Below are 15,586 nucleotides of genomic sequence, written 5' to 3'. Positions count from 1 at the left end.
GCCTTGGGTGATGTATTGAGGAATTTGTTTTTTCCTAAAAAACAGGCCATTATTTTTGCAACAAAAGGCGTTATTGCTATGGCAATGTCGTTAAGCGTTGCTATGTATCTCAATCTTGATAGGCCTTATTGGGCACTAGTATCAGCTATATTTTTGCAGTTACGGCCAGAAAGCGGTTTAGTTGTAGAAAAAGCAATTTGCCAAATTGTAGGCACTATTATTGGTGGCTTATTTGGTATATTGCTGCTTACTCAGCTTATGCCTTACCCTTATTTAGCGCTTGGAACTTTAGCATTGTGGCTTGGGTTAAATTCAGCGCTTTCGGCAATGGTGCGCCAAGCTAATTTTGTTTATGCTTTTGCAATGGCAGCTGTAACGGCCGAAATTATAGTACTTTTAGTTATGGCAAACCCAACAACAGTAAGCAGCCAAGCTGTGTTTGATATAGCACAATCGCGTATGAGCGAGATAGTGGTTGGGTCTATTTGTGCGGGATTAGTTAGCCATTTATTTTGGCCAGTTAAAGTTAAAGAGACATTACAGGTTCAAGCTCGCTCTGTTATTAACCAAACACTTAACTACTTAGTTACCGAAATAGACACAAAAGGCACCCACGAAAAACGTCATCAGCAAATCGATGGAATTATGGCCACACTGGGCGTAATAAACGAAGACTCAAGCGCAGTAAGATACGAAGGCCCTAAAGGCCCTGGTCGTTCGCGCGCTGCTAACCAAGTTTCGCAAAAAGTGCTTTCGTTACTTGCTTTAATACAAATATTTGGTCGTTTACAGCGCAGCCACACTGAGCTAATCACCCCCGACTTAACCAAGCTAATGCAAAACTTAAGTGATGTTTTATGCAATATTGCAAAGTCAGATTGTTTTGAGTATTGCGCGGGTGAAGTAAAAACATACAGAAAAAACTTAACAGCCCTTAAAGCTGAGAACCAAACAGACTCTCCCTTTGAATCTCATATGCTGTCACTCGCGTTAGAAGTGGCCTCAGAGTTAACCGTTTTACTAAAAGCTTATAAGGCACTTGAGGAACGAGACAAAAGCTTACTAAATGCCCCAAGTATGCTTACTTATCGCGACCCGCTAGCAGGTGTTTTTGTAGGGCTTAGAACGAGTCTCGTTTTTGTTATTGGCGCATGCATTTGGATAAGTACAGGCTCGTCAGCTGCATTAATGATCATGATTTTACCGGTAATTTTTTCAATCATGTTAGCGCGCATTCCGCTTGCCATGTTAAAAGTGGTAATAAAGCGCCTACTTATTGGCATAGTGGTCGCATCAATTGTAACTATTTTTTACGCGCTTAATTTATTATCGCAAAGCGGAGGGCAATTAGAGATTTTAATCTTAGTGCTAGCGGGCCCTTACTTTTTAGGATTACTACTGCTTGGCGATAGAGCTACACTACCTTACGGTTTAGGGTTTTGTATTCCGTTTTCTATTTTAGTGCGCCCAAGCACCGATATGAGCTTAGCGTTTTCTATCGATTATACATTAAGTGCTGCCATGGCTATTTTTACAGGAGTGAGTATTTTGTTTTGGGTATTTCATTTAATAACAGGGCCCAGTGTACGCTTGCTTGTGCATAGAGTATTTAAAACAACTCATCAAGATTTGCTTCAAATACATCAGCAGCGTACGCCAGCTATTTGGTATAACCGTAGAATGTCTGACCGCTTACTGCGTTTAGCTAACTACGATCAAGGGTCGCATTCACGCGCTATTACCGATTTAGCCTTAACGGCTTTAAATGTAGGGCATGCATCTATTCGCTTGCAGTCAATTTGTACAAACCTAGCAGGTAAGGATTTAAAGCAACTTATTAGCTGGCAGCAATCCCTTGCAGATGCTTTTTTATTAGCTACTAAAGGTAAGTGTAGTAATGAGTTTAAAAATAAATCGGACGCCTTATACGCAGAGCTAGTAGATGCCGCAGGTGAAAGTAGCCAAGTAGAAACCATTAAAGGGATGTTTATGCGCATTAATCTCACTTTTGAGAGAAGCGCTAAAAAAATAGCGAGTTTAGATGTCGCTTAATAAGCACTTTTGTATTTTTGAAGTTCAGAAGTGATTGCTAAATCTGTTATACTGGGCGGATAATTTTATGGGGCTGTTATGATTTCAAAAAACCAACTCAAACTTATTCGCCAACTTGGCCAAAAAAAGTACCGAAAGCAATATAATCAATACCTTGTACAGGGTGAAAAAAACGTACTTGAGTTATTAAACAGCCCATTAAATGTGGTTAATATTTTTGCCACAAACGAATTTATAAGTACGTATCAAGGTAAATATCAGCACGCTAACTTTATTGAAGCAGATGAAGAGTCTCTTACTAAAGCTAGTACATTAGTGAGCAATAATGCAGCTATTGCTATTGTTGATATGCCAAATGCAGAGCTACCTAAAGCCAATGGCTTAATACTCGCGCTTGATGGCGTATCTGATCCTGGTAATTTAGGCACTATAATTAGAGTGGCTGATTGGTACGGCATTAAACATATAGTAACCAGTACCGACAGCGCCGATGCGTATAATCCTAAAACAATTAGTGCCACGATGGGCTCATTTGTAAGGGTATCGGTAAGCCAAGTAGATTTACCTGATTATTTACAGTCTTTAAACCTACCTGTTTACGGTGCGTTTTTAGATGGACAAAGTGTACATAAAACCCAATTTACGGGCTCAGGCGTTTTACTAATGGGCAGTGAGTCGCATGGTATACGCGATGAATGTGCAAAGTTAGTCACTAATAAAATCACCATTCCCGCTTTTGGTGGTGCAGAATCGCTAAATGTGGCAATGGCTACGGGTATTATTTTAGATAACTTTAAACGCCAAGCTTAACTTTTTAACTATTTATGAGTTAAATTGTTTGTAATCAATAACAACAATAAATTGGTAATAACAAAAAGATGCGCTTAAGCACTATTAAATTAGCGGGCTTTAAATCGTTTGTAGAGCCCACTAAAATTCCATTTCCTGATCAAATGACGTGTGTTGTAGGCCCTAATGGCTGTGGCAAATCGAACGTTATTGATGCAGTGCGATGGGTGCTAGGTGAAAGCTCTGCTAAAAATCTGCGTGGCGATGCCATGACCGACGTTATTTTTAATGGCTCAACCAATCGTAAAGCCATATCGCAAGCCTCCGTAGAGCTTGTTTTTGATAACGACAAAGGTAATCCTTCGAATACATTTGCCGACAGAAACCAAATTGCCATTAAGCGTTTAGTAACGCGCGACGGGCAGTCACTATATTTTTTAAATGGTAGTAAATGCCGTAAGCGCGATATTACCGATATATTCTTAGGTACTGGCCTTGGTCCGCGAAGTTATGCGATTATTGAGCAAGGGATGATCTCGCGCTTAATAGAAAGTAAACCACAAGAGCTACGCGTATTTTTAGAAGAAGCCGCTGGCGTTTCTAAATACAAAGAACGCCGCCGCGAAACCCAAACACGTATTAAAAGCACCCGCGAAAACCTTGAACGTTTACTCGATGTGCGTAAAGAGCTGCAAAGCCAGTTAGATAAACTCGCTGTGCAGTCAGTTGATGCAAAAAAATACCGTGAGTTAAAAGCGCAAGAGCGCACGCTAAAAGGGCAAATTGCGGTTTTAAAGTGGCAAAAGCTACACCAGCAACAACTTGAAAAAAGTGCCCAAATTAAAAAGCTGAACGATCAGATTTCGTTTTTTAAAACAGCTAACTCAGGGCATGACGATGTACTTGCAAGCTTAGAAGGACAAGTGCAAGCTCAGCAAGATAAACTAAGCGATGCACAGCACCAGCAACATGTAATACACACCGAGCTTACTCGCGCTGAGCAACAGCAAATAAGTGTAAAGCAGCAAACCCAAACACTTAAACAAAATTTAATTAAACTACAGCAACGCCAAATCCATAGCACTGAGGTTAAAACGCAGCAGCAAATTGTGTGCGAACAGCTAAATGAAACCCTACAAGAGGCAAGTGAAAACAGCCTAATGTGCGAAGAGCAAGTTAGGAAGTTAACGCATGAGCTTGAGGACTTATTAGCACTTAAGCAGCGCCGTAACACTCACTGGCAAGCTTTGTGTGAGCAACAGCAACAACTTAATAATAATGCGCAACTGCATAGCAGCCATATTAAGCAAACTCAGCAGCAAATTGATCATGTTAACGAGAAAATTGATCAGTTAACTGCGCAGCTTACTGACTTACAAAGTAGCGATGTAGAACAGCAATTAACGCAGCAAACACAGCAAACACAAACATTAACTCAAGAACTGGCCGCTAAACAAACAGCGCATACACAGTGCAGTGCTAAGCTTGAAGTGCAAAATGAGCGTGTTAATAACTCACAAAAGCAATACTCAGCGCTTACTCAAACAATAAACGAGTTAAAAGCTAGTATAACCGGGCTTAAAAGTACATTAGGGCTTGATGAAGAAAGTGAAAGTACTAATGGTTTGTTTAATCAGCTAAGTGTTAAAGAAGGCTTTGAGCCCTTAATAGAGCAAGCACTTAAATCGCTAGATCACTTAAATGTAAGTGAGCAGCAAGCTGATAATAGTGTGTGGCCAATTAGTACTAAGCACATTGCTGAAAATAGCTTAGCGGCATTCATAACAAGCGGCGTGTACCCAGATCATTTATCGCGTATTGCTTATAGCGAGAGCGGTGATCTAACGCTGTTAAACGATGCTTTTTATACAGCCGTTATGGATAAAAACGGTGCTTTATATGGTCGTAACTGGCATGTAAGTGCTGATCGCAATGCCGAAAACTCATTACTTTTAAAGCATAAGCAATTGCAGGATAAAGCTCAGCAGTTAACCAATGCCGAGGATGAGCTAAAACAAGTAACACACACTCGTGATGAACATACAGCTGATCAAATAAAGTTAATTAACGAGCAAAGCGAGCTAAAAGAAGCCATACATGAGCTTGCGCAAAATATAGCAGTAGCCGGTACACGCAGCGATATGCTCAAACAGCAAGTAGCGCACTTTAAGCTTCAACTAGAAAAGCTACAGCAACAAAAACAGCAATTAACCACTGCGCTTTTGCAATTAAATAACGTGCTTGATGAGCAAACAGAGCAATTGGAAGTGTTAAATGAGCAGCAACTTAACTTAGCGGATGAGGTAGACGTTGCAAATAGCCTGCGCTCACAAAGTGATAAAAGTTATAGCGAAGCATTAAGCATGCTTGAGCAATATAAAACGCAAGCGCATAAGGCAACGCTCTCAGAGCAAAAGGCACGCAGTGAATGGCAGTTAAGCCAAACCAAATTGAGCCATGCAGAGCAGGAGCACGTTAGTGCATCTGAAGGTGCGCAAGAACTACTCAATGAAATAGAAGAGCTGCTTATACCAGAGCAAGAGCTTAGCGATAAAATAACGCAGTTTTTATCGCAGCATCAAAAAGGCGAGCAGGCACTGGTAGTGCTACAAAAAGAATTATCTCACGCTAAAGAAAGTTTAAACACCAAGCAAGCAAGTCTTAAAAACTCACAAGGTGAGCTGGTGGGCTTGCAAGAGCAGCATCAAAAGCTAACAATTGAAGAACAAAGTTTACTTATAAAAGCGCAGCTTGCCCTCGAACCATTAGAAGATTTAAAGCAAAGTTTAAAAGCAATACTCGATGAATTACCTGATTCATTGAACTTAAGTGCAGCGCAAAATCAGTTAGCCGGATTTACTAATCAGTTAGAAAAATTAGGCGCGGTAAATTTAGCGGCAATAGAAGAGTTTGATTTAGCTAAAGCCCGTAGTGATTATCTTGATAATCAATTAGATGACTTAACCAAAGCGTTAAGTACTCTTGAAGGGGCTATTCGTAAAATTGATAGTGAGACTAAAACACGCTTTAAAGCGACGTTCGATCAAGTTAACGAAGACTTTGCAGAGCTTTTTCCTAAAGTTTTTGGTGGCGGGAGCGCGTATTTAGAATTAACCAGTGACGATTTACTCGAAAGTGGTGTTAGTATAATGGCACGACCACCTGGAAAGAAAAATTCAACAATTCATTTGTTAAGTGGTGGAGAAAAAGCGCTGACCGCATTATCATTAGTGTTTTCTATATTCAGGCTCAATCCAGCTCCTTTCTGTATGCTGGACGAAGTAGATGCACCATTAGATGATGCCAACGTTGTGCGTTTTTGTCGTTTGGTTGAAGAAATGTCACAATCTGTGCAGTTTATTTATATTAGTCATAATAAAATTGCGATGGAAATGGCAGGTAGATTAACGGGTGTTACTATGGCAGAACCTGGCGTATCGCGTATGGTTGCTGTAGATATAGAACAAGCTGTGCAACTTGCACACGTATAAATTTTTATAACAAGTGTATTAGTTTTTAATTAATATACAGGCTTTAGGCATATCAAATAATAAAAGGTGAGGGGATGGCCGAACAATTAAGATGGGTTTTAATCGTTATCAGTGTAGTTGTCATTGGTGGTTTACTAATACATGGATTGTGGTCTGTTAGAAAAAAAGACCGCCCAGAAATATCGGATAATGAACGGGTTGAGCCATTGCAAGAGAGCGCACCAGCTTCATCTAAACCGTTTCGTACTGAGGCTGAGCCAAAAGAGCTTATGCAAAACGAACGTGACGAGCCGCAATTTGGTGAGCTTAACTTTGATGAAAATGAGCCGCAAATTGATACGAGTGTCCCAGAAGTTCCTATTGAAGATGACTTAGAAATAGTTGATGACCTAGAAGCAAAAGAGCAAAGCGCTGAAGAAGCATCTGCCCAAATGTCTGACTTTGTTATTGTGCATATTCAAATGCCAGAAGAGCTTAGCATGCAAGGTAGTAAATTATTGCCAGCAGTTAACACTTTAGGTTTTAAATATTCTGAGGAAGGCTTTTTTAATCGCCACTTAGATCCGGCTGGTCAAGGCCCTGTTTTATTTAGATTAGTAAATATGTACAACCCAGGTACGTTCGATATTGATAATATGGAACAATTTAGTACCGCTGGGGTAAGCTTATTTATGACATTACCTTGCGACGGCGATGGCTTAGCTGCATTTAATATGTTGCACAGCGCAGCTAAAAAATTAGCGGATGAATTTGGTGCACAAATTTTAGATGCTGAGCGAAATGAAATGACGGTAGATCGCGTAAGACAATATGTTGAGCAGGTCCGTTCTTTTTCAGCGTAAATAACGCATACATTATATTTTTATAAGCCACTGGACGGTGAATCGTCAAAGTGGCTTTTTTTATGTTTATTGAGGTTTAAATGTCTAGCAGCATTAGTGAGCAAGTTAATCATCTTCGTACTACATTAGAGCAACACAACTATAATTATTATGTGCTCGACACCCCTAGTATTCCTGATTCTGAATACGATAGGTTATTACGCGAACTAAGCGCACTAGAAACACAGCACCCAGAATTTTTAACCGCTGATTCTCCTACTCAAAAAGTAGGCGGTGCAGCACTTAGTAAATTTGAGCAAGTAGCGCACCAAGTACCCATGTTATCGCTTGATAATGCGTTTAGTGAAGAAGAATTCACTGCGTTTAATCGCCGTATAAAAGAGCGTTTAATGAGTAGTGATGAGCTTACTTTTTGTTGTGAGCCAAAACTTGATGGATTAGCCGTATCGATTATTTATCGAGATGGTGTGCTTGTACAAGCGGCTACGCGAGGTGATGGTTTTACTGGTGAAAACATTACTCAAAATGTTAAAACTATTCGTAATGTACCGCTCAAGCTACGTGGTGATTACCCAAAAGAGCTTGAAGTTCGCGGCGAAGTATTTATGGACAGCGCTGGCTTTGATAAATTGAATACTGAGGCAGAAAAACGCGGTGAAAAAGTATTTGTTAACCCACGTAATGCCGCAGCGGGTAGCTTACGTCAGCTCGACTCTAAAATCACCGCCAAACGGCCACTTATGTTTTACGCTTACAGTACCGGGCTTGTTGCTGATGGCAATATCCCTGAGGATCATTATCAGCAATTAGAAAAGTTGACTGATTGGGGGTTACCGCTTTGCCCTGAAACAAAACTAGTCGAAGGCCCACAAGCAGCGCTTGAGTATTACAGCGATATTTTAACGCGCCGTGGTGAGCTTAAATATGAAATTGATGGCGTAGTAATAAAAATAAATCAAAAGACCTTACAAGAGCGTTTAGGCTTTGTAGCGCGTGCTCCTCGCTGGGCTATTGCGTATAAATTCCCAGCGCAAGAAGAAATAACACAATTACTTGATGTTGAATTTCAAGTTGGACGTACGGGTGCTATTACACCGGTTGCACGCTTAGAGCCTGTTTTTGTAGGTGGCGTAACAGTATCAAATGCAACACTTCATAATGGCGATGAAATTGCTCGTTTAGGTGTAAAAGTGGGCGATACAGTTATTATTCGCCGCGCAGGAGACGTGATCCCGCAAATAACTCAAGTTGTGCTTGAACGCCGCCCTGATAATGCACGCGATATAGAGTTTCCTGTAACGTGCCCAATTTGTGACTCCCATGTTGAAAAAGTAGAAGGCGAAGCTGTAGCTCGTTGTACTGGCGGGCTTGTATGTCCTGCGCAGCGTAAGCAGGCTATTAAGCATTTTGCTTCGCGCAAGGCACTAGATATAGATGGCCTTGGCGATAAAATTGTTGATCAGCTAGTCGATAGAGAGCTTATAAAAACACCGGCTGATTTGTTTATATTAAAACAAGGGCATTTTGAATCTCTTGAGCGCATGGGACCTAAGTCGGCTAAAAATTTGGTAACAGCGCTTGAAGAGGCTAAAGGCACTACGCTTGCTAAGTTTTTATACTCTTTGGGTATTCGTGAAGCCGGTGAAGCAACAGCACAAAATTTAGCAAATCACTTCCTATCCCTTGAAAATGTAATAAATGCCAGCATTGATAGTTTAACGCAGGTGAGCGATGTAGGCGAAATAGTAGCTGCTCATGTTCGTGGCTTTTTTGATGAAGAGCATAATTTAGCAGTTGTTAATGCGCTTATAGAGCAAGGCGTAAATTGGCCAGCACTAAGTGCACCTTCTGAGGAAGAACAGCCGCTAGCAGGGCTTACTTATGTACTTACAGGTACGCTTAATACACTTAATCGTAATGATGCTAAAGCACGCTTACAGCAACTAGGCGCCAAAGTATCGGGTAGTGTATCGGCTAAAACAGATGCACTAGTAGCAGGTGAAAAAGCAGGTTCAAAATTAACTAAAGCGCAAGACCTAGGTATCGACATACTGACGGAAGATGAGTTAATAGAGCTGCTTATAAAGCATAACGGTTAGGAAAACAAAAATGAGCCGATATGGGCCAGAATACTGGGATAAGTACGGAAGTTACCGTACACCTATTGCATTTCATTTAAGTGTACTTGTGCTTTTACGCGGCTATTTTATTTGGGTGATAGCGGCTTTAAGCCGCAGGCCTGAACTGGATTTAATGTCGTTATTTTTTAAAAATAAAAATGATTTTTTTATCGCAATAGCAATCGGAAGTGTTGCAATAATACCGACTATTTTATTTTGCTTACGCAGGCCTCGAGATTCGCATAGTGCGAGCGACAGGCTAGCAAAAATATGGCGACATATGCGTTGGCCCCTTATTTTATGCGCCGTTGTTGATTTGACATGGTTAAGCATTCAAGCTGCGCATAGTCATTATCGATTTTCACCATTTTTAGCCATACAAATGATGATTGTTTTATGGGTACTGTGGTATTTGATGAAAAGCCGTTATTTAACTGTTTTTTTCAATGATTGGCCTGAGCCGACGGAAAAAGCATCAGAAGAAAAAAAGCGACTTAAAAGGGATTAGATGTGGACGCTGTAAATAAAAAAATAGCGATAGCGGTTTCGCTAATAGGATTAGTGCTTGTTATTTTAATGATTAGCACTGAGCTTTTAGAGTTTATGTGGTTTAAAGTGTTATTTGGATTATGGATATTTATTTTTTGTTCAAGTATTTATAGACTTACCCCGCTATTTAAATCAAGAAATAGGTTAGAAGATTTTATTCAACGAGATGCCCAGCACTTATTACTTTTTAGTTTGATGGGATTTTTTGATAAAAAGCACGGTCCTGATTGGTTAGTTATTGAAAGTATCGAACGCATAACAACTAAGGATGACGAGCTAATAATTTATAGTAATAACGAGCGTCAAATGAGCGTTAGTTTGCCTGTAAAAAAAGCAGAACTAGCTCGTTTTATTAAACGAATACTTACCGATTCAGAAAAGCAAAGCATTACCTTTGATTAGGCTGATCTTCGCTCTATTCAAAAACGTAATACTTGGTGATACTTCTCTATAAATTTAGAAAGTACCGCTAATCAACTATTCAATGAGGTTATTATGTTGAAGTGGAATGATGTTATTAATTTTGCCACCAACGGCAATCCTACCCCGAGTAAAAAAGTAGTCAAAACTGATGAGCAGTGGCGGATGCAACTATCAGAAGATGAATATTACGTAACACGTAAAAAGGGAACAGAGCGCCCAGGTAGCTCGGGAAGTTGCACATTGCTCGAACCTGGCAAGTATGTGTGCATTTGCTGTGATAATCTATTGTTTGATGCAGATGAAAAGTTTGATAGCGGTACTGGTTGGCCGTCATTTACGCAACCTGCAACAATTGAAGCAATTGGTTATGTAAGCGATACAAGTCATGGTATGGAGCGCATAGAGGTGATTTGTAACGTGTGTGATTCGCACTTAGGGCATATTTTTCCAGATGGTCCATTGCCAACAGGTTTGCGTTATTGCGTTAATGCCGCATCAATGAAAAAACTCTAATATTTTATTTATTAGGGCGTGTTGATCTTTGTGGATTGAAATTTGTTCAATCTAGGGGCGATTAAATCGCGGCGCGAGGTTTGTAACCTAGTGGGCTAAGTAAAAACCGAGCAACAAAGAGTTAATCGTCCCTAGAAAGAACCCAAAGGGCAGCGCATGTTTGGTATTTATGCTGCGTTATCGCCTATTCATGGGGAATAACCACACTACATAGGCTCCGCCTTGCCTAAAAACCAAACATACTGCTGAAAATTCACCCACCAAAGATCAACGCGCCCTAGCGCTTTGAATATCTAAATTCATTTCTTTTGCTATATGCAAAATCTTATCTAAACGCTGCGTCTGATCTGCTTGTAACTTAGCTTTATCAAGAAGGGCGTAGCATCTTTTAGCAAGTTCTATATTGAATGAGCTGCCAGATTGCTTGGTTGAATCAAATAAACACTGTAATAAATTAAGTGCGATACTTTGATTACGAGGCATGACTCTAAATGCTTGTGTAAACGCTTCCAGTGCCGTATTTAATTGGCCTTTATTAAATTGATTAACCGCATGGTTATTAAGCTCTTTCGGACCCATTTTAATATCGCGTCGCTCACTTTGTTGCTGCTGAATATAACGCAAGTAAGTTGTGTCGCTAACCGCAGGGTGTCTTTCACAGTGGCTGATTATTTGAGTGAATAAGGCTTGTGCCTTTTGATGAAATCCCAGCTCATGAAACGCCTTTGCTTTATCAAGTGCGCCATCAACCGATCGGATGTGAGTATCGTCATCATCAAGCTGCTCAATTAGCTTTTTAGCTTTTTGGTGCTCGTCTTTTAAATAATGAAGTCGTGCATTAAGTACATCAATTTGAGCTTGATTCGCATTATTAGGAAACTGTTTTTTTAAATCATTAATGTACTGATTAGTTTGCCTTGAAATTCGCTGTATTTGATCGGTTTGATCCGTCGTTAACGCAAAGTCGATACCAGCACGAGCTGCATTTAAATATACATCCGGGTGGTCGTGTATTGAATGTTTTGCAAAGGTGGCTATATCTTTTTGAGTCAAATAGCTTTTTTCGTAGTCGTGATTAATTAGCGACACATTGCTTAGCGATTTTTGACGTGAAATATTGCGTGGTGCAATTTCTGCTGCTTGACTTAAAAAGCTCTGCGCTAGCTCAAACTTATTTAGTTTTATTTCTAATCTACCTAATAAATCGAGTGCTACTAACCTAGTTTCTTGGCGCTCAAGCATTGTTTTGAGCATTCGCTGCGCCAAAATATGTTCGTTATTAGCTATAAGTGCCTCTACTAAGCCCACTTTTGCCCAAGCAAATTTTTGAATATCGAGAACAGATTTAAAAAAGTCTTTTGCATCTTGATCGCGTTTTAAGCGAAGTAGTGCATCGCCTTTTAAGCGCAATAGGATAGGGCTGTAATTATTATTTTTTTTATCTAGAGCGGTATCAATAAATTTAATAGCTTTTGAATCGTTACCATCATCAATTAGTGAATACACTGTTTGTAAATCGTGTTTTCGCTTTAAAATTCGTTCAATGCGTGTTTTGAGTTCTTGCACTGTAAAAGGTTTAACTAAAAAGTCATCAGGCTGAAGTTCAAGAACACTATGAACGAGTGAGCCACTAGTTTCTGCTGAGATGAAAATAAACCCAGTCGAACTTTTTATAAGGTGTTTTACACGTAGCTCTTCATAAAGCTGGTAGCCATCTTGGTGTTTGCTTAAGTTAAATGAACAAACTATTAGATCAAATTCTTCACTTAAACACTGCTCTTTTGCAGAGTTTGCATGATCGGCAAAGCGCAACTGCCGAAAGCCAAGCCTTTCTAACGATTGTTTCATATAGCTTTGAGCAAGTGGTTGCTCCTCGACTATAAGTATTTTGGCTTTTGCATAGATCTTAGTTGGCATTGGCTTAAGCGTTATTGTATTTAACACAGACTATAATCAACAGTTTAACGCCTTACAAGGGAATTTAAATGATAGGTGTATTTATTAGGTACTTAATTTTAACTAGTACGTTCATATTTCCACTTCAGAGTGACTTTATTTGGCCGTGTTAGTATTGAAATGATTATTTGTTTTGATGTAAGGGCTGAAGTATTAATAGGTAGTGATGATGTCATTTTTTATAGCTAGGGTAATTATACGCAAATCATAAATTGAATTTTTATAAAATTATTTAAAATAGTAAAGAGGAGTTGTTTCTAAGGAAATGACTTAATCATATTTATATGTGGTGGGTGATACTTGAATTGAACCAGTGACCCTCGCCATTATTTGTAAAGGGAGGCGATGCTCTCTTTTCTTACAACTGAGTTAATTACCCGAATAGGCTTTTTACGATAAATAGTCAGAAGAATTAAGATTAGATGATGTAGAAGTGCTTATATGTGGTGGGTGATACTGGACTTGAACCAGTGACCCTCGCCTTGTAAGGGCGATGCTCTCCCAACTGAGCTAATCACCCACATATAATAGGTATGCTTGTTATTTAATTCTTTATTATCAATAAACCGCTTGATGTAATTTGGTGGGTGATACTGGACTTGAACCAGTGACCCTCGCCTTGTAAGGGCGATGCTCTCCCAACTGAGCTAATCACCCAAATTACATTTTAATATGCACCACTGTAAGTAGTGGTGGGTCGTACTGGACTTGAACCAGTGACCCTCGCCTTGTAAGGGCGATGCTCTCCCAACTGAGCTAACGACCCATATTAAATTTTAAAACGCGACTATTGATATAATAATAGGTTTATATGTGGTGGGTGATACTGGACTTGAACCAGTGACCCTCGCCTTGTAAGGGCGATGCTCTCCCAACTGAGCTAATCACCCACATATAAATTAAAACGCTACTATTAAAATAAATAGTACTGGATTTGAACCAGTGAACTTCGCCGTTACTTGTAAATAGCGGTGATGCTCTCTTTTTTCTAACTGAGCTAATCACCCATTTAGATTTTTGTAATATACACCATTTTAAAAAAATGGTGGGTCGTACTGGACTTGAACCAGTGACCCTCGCCTTGTAAGGGCGATGCTCTCCCAACTGAGCTAACGACCCATATTACAATTTTAGTACTCAACTATTAATATAATAATAGGTTTTATATGTGGTGGGTGATACTGGACTTGAACCAGTGACCCTCGCCTTGTAAGGGCGATGCTCTCCCAACTGAGCTAATCACCCACATATAAATTAAAACGCTACTATTAAAGTAAATAGTACTGGACTTTAACCAGTGAACTTCGCCGTTACTTGTAAGTAGCGGTGATGCTCTCTTTTTCTAATTGAGTTAACAACCCATATAGAATTTAGATGTGAACACTTATAAAAAGTGGTGGGTGATACTGGACTTGAACCAGTGACCCTCGCCTTGTAAGGGCGATGCTCTCCCAACTGAGCTAATCACCCACATCTAAACAACATCACATTGCTGCGTTGTTGTGGGGCGCTATTATAGATAGAGTTGGAAATGTGTCAACACTTGAATGATAAAAATGTACTGAGTGAAGGTTTTATAAACAATAGGATACAGTTGAAGTCTATTTTATCGTCAAATTTAAGATTGCAGTTCAAATAAGCACCTAAAAGTGAGTAGGGAATTATAATAGTACGTAGCTCATTGTCTTTTTATTGGTATCACTTTTCATTGCTATGGACAAAATGGATTAATATTAGGATCAGTTATTTAGTTAATAGGGCAGACCCTTAGAATAAAATCAATCTAAATTTCTCAAAGTGAGTGAATTAATAGCACTTTAAACTCTCTTTTTATACTTACTTTATTTCACAAGCCAGCCCTAGCTAACTCGTAAAGATGCATTCTTCAGTAATAGCCTTCGATTTAAAATTGGATAGATCAGATATCATTACTATCCTTGTACGCAGAATCATAAGGCGCCGTAGTTCCTCTATTCAAAAAGCCGTAGTTCCTCTATTCAAAAATAAGCGAGCATTTCTGAATTAAACTTATCTAGTAATAGAGTGAAGATGACGATACTTACAGTATTTATATTTAAGCCTTGTTGTTTTGCAACCGGTTAAAGGATTAAGGCGATTGGCGAGGCCTAACTCGGTAGTTTTTTAAATAAGTTCAATTTGCATATAAATGTATACCTTTTCTTTGATGCAACTTTGTTGCATCAATTAGGGAGAGTAGGGCTTGATTGAGTATTCGCTGCAATATAGTGATGTTATTATAAGCAATAGGGCTAGAATCTTATTCAAATTGTACTTTTTAGCACGCTTGATAGCCAGTTTGTTGAAAATTAAACCATTTAAATAAAGCTAGGTAAAAAACTGTTGACTTTATTTTGGGTGGTGCATAGAATGCGCCCCGCACTAAGCGATACACGATGTGTTTATCACGACGGGTATTGATTAAGTTGGGGCCATAGCTCAGCTGGGAGAGCGCTTCGCTGGCAGTGAAGAGGTCTGCGGTTCGATCCCGCATGGCTCCACCAAAAATTAGTGTTTTGTCCTAGGGTAGCAGTTTTCTGTGTCCCCATCGTCTAGAGGCCTAGGACACCGCCCTTTCACGGCGGTAACAGGGGTTCGAATCCCCTTGGGGACGCCATTTAGCTTTAATTAGCTAAAGGCGGTTTTACCGAGAAAATAGCGTCACAATTAAAGCTCGAGTCTTTACTTGTACTAAACGCAATTACCTTAAACTCAGGATGTGAGTTAAACTAATCAACTGTCCTAGTGATACATTTATGTGTCCCCATCGTCTAGAGGCCTAGGACACCGCCCTTTCACGGCGGTAACAGGGGTTCGAATCCCCTTGGGGACG

9 protein-coding genes and 12 tRNA genes are annotated in these 15,586 nt (G+C 39.7%); 11 read left to right on the top strand and 10 right to left on the bottom strand.

Features of this window, described 5'->3' with window-relative positions:
• The first annotated feature begins 3 nt into the window (after positions 1–3).
• From GQR55_RS00905 to msrB, 8 genes are all read left to right on the top strand, one after another.
• A complete protein-coding gene (locus tag GQR55_RS00905) occupies positions 4–2,052 on the top strand; it encodes an FUSC family protein (protein ID WP_166419104.1) in 2,049 nt (682 codons plus the stop codon).
• A 78-nt stretch (positions 2,053–2,130) separates the two neighbouring features.
• Positions 2,131–2,862, top strand: a complete 732-nt coding sequence (locus GQR55_RS00900; protein WP_166419103.1) for an RNA methyltransferase — start codon at positions 2,131–2,133, stop codon at positions 2,860–2,862.
• 68 nt (positions 2,863–2,930) lie between these two features.
• On the top strand, positions 2,931–6,332 hold the full coding sequence (locus GQR55_RS00895; protein ID WP_166419102.1) for an AAA family ATPase: 3,402 nt from the start codon (positions 2,931–2,933) through the stop codon (positions 6,330–6,332).
• A gap of 74 nt (positions 6,333–6,406) precedes the next feature.
• Complete coding sequence (gene zipA, locus GQR55_RS00890) at positions 6,407–7,174, top strand: cell division protein ZipA (protein WP_166419101.1); 768 nt, start codon at positions 6,407–6,409, stop codon at positions 7,172–7,174.
• 80 nt (positions 7,175–7,254) lie between these two features.
• A complete protein-coding gene (ligA, locus tag GQR55_RS00885) occupies positions 7,255–9,273 on the top strand; it encodes an NAD-dependent DNA ligase LigA (protein ID WP_166419100.1) in 2,019 nt (672 codons plus the stop codon).
• 10 nt (positions 9,274–9,283) lie between these two features.
• Entirely contained in the window at positions 9,284–9,802 is a 519-nt protein-coding gene (locus tag GQR55_RS00880) for a DUF2919 domain-containing protein (RefSeq protein WP_166419099.1), read from the top strand.
• Positions 9,803–9,804: 2 nt separating this feature from the next.
• Positions 9,805–10,245, top strand: coding sequence for a hypothetical protein (locus GQR55_RS00875; RefSeq protein WP_166419098.1), 441 nt, complete (start codon positions 9,805–9,807; stop codon positions 10,243–10,245).
• Positions 10,246–10,338: 93 nt separating this feature from the next.
• Positions 10,339–10,779: a peptide-methionine (R)-S-oxide reductase MsrB gene (gene msrB / locus GQR55_RS00870; RefSeq protein ID WP_166419097.1), complete on the top strand. Its 441-nt coding sequence runs from the start codon at positions 10,339–10,341 to the stop codon at positions 10,777–10,779.
• A gap of 267 nt (positions 10,780–11,046) precedes the next feature.
• On the opposite strand, the gene GQR55_RS00865 is transcribed toward msrB, so the two are convergent.
• The 10 genes from GQR55_RS00865 to GQR55_RS00820 form a co-directional block, all read right to left on the bottom strand.
• Complete coding sequence (locus GQR55_RS00865; RefSeq protein ID WP_166419096.1) at positions 11,047–12,696, bottom strand: tetratricopeptide repeat-containing response regulator; 1,650 nt, start codon at positions 12,694–12,696, stop codon at positions 11,047–11,049.
• 326 nt (positions 12,697–13,022) lie between these two features.
• Positions 13,023–13,114: transfer RNA gene (locus tag GQR55_RS00860), tRNA-OTHER, on the bottom strand.
• 65 nt (positions 13,115–13,179) lie between these two features.
• Positions 13,180–13,255 (bottom strand) — tRNA-Val (locus tag GQR55_RS00855).
• Between the two features lie 61 nt (positions 13,256–13,316).
• Positions 13,317–13,392 (bottom strand) — tRNA-Val (locus GQR55_RS00850).
• 33 nt (positions 13,393–13,425) lie between these two features.
• Positions 13,426–13,501 (bottom strand) — tRNA-Val (locus GQR55_RS00845).
• 48 nt (positions 13,502–13,549) lie between these two features.
• A tRNA-Val gene (locus tag GQR55_RS00840) sits at positions 13,550–13,625 on the bottom strand.
• Positions 13,626–13,654: 29 nt separating this feature from the next.
• A tRNA-OTHER gene (locus GQR55_RS00835) sits at positions 13,655–13,746 on the bottom strand.
• A 32-nt stretch (positions 13,747–13,778) separates the two neighbouring features.
• A tRNA-Val gene (locus GQR55_RS00830) sits at positions 13,779–13,854 on the bottom strand.
• Between the two features lie 50 nt (positions 13,855–13,904).
• Positions 13,905–13,980: transfer RNA gene (locus tag GQR55_RS00825), tRNA-Val, on the bottom strand.
• Positions 13,981–14,129: 149 nt separating this feature from the next.
• Positions 14,130–14,205, bottom strand: a tRNA-Val gene (locus tag GQR55_RS00820).
• Positions 14,206–15,181: 976 nt separating this feature from the next.
• On the opposite strand from GQR55_RS00820, the gene GQR55_RS00815 reads away from it, so the two are divergent.
• The 3 genes from GQR55_RS00815 to GQR55_RS00805 all read left to right on the top strand — a co-directional run bounded on the left by GQR55_RS00815 (position 15,182) and on the right by GQR55_RS00805 (position 15,586).
• Positions 15,182–15,257, top strand: a tRNA-Ala gene (locus GQR55_RS00815).
• A gap of 37 nt (positions 15,258–15,294) precedes the next feature.
• A tRNA-Glu gene (locus GQR55_RS00810) sits at positions 15,295–15,370 on the top strand.
• 143 nt (positions 15,371–15,513) lie between these two features.
• Positions 15,514–15,586 (top strand) — tRNA-Glu (locus tag GQR55_RS00805).

The organism is Pseudoalteromonas sp. Z1A8, from assembly GCF_011378855.1.
Lineage (GTDB): Bacteria > Pseudomonadota > Gammaproteobacteria > Enterobacterales > Alteromonadaceae > Pseudoalteromonas.
Note: the sequence above shows the minus strand (reverse complement) of the source record. Positions and strands in the feature narration are given on the sequence as shown.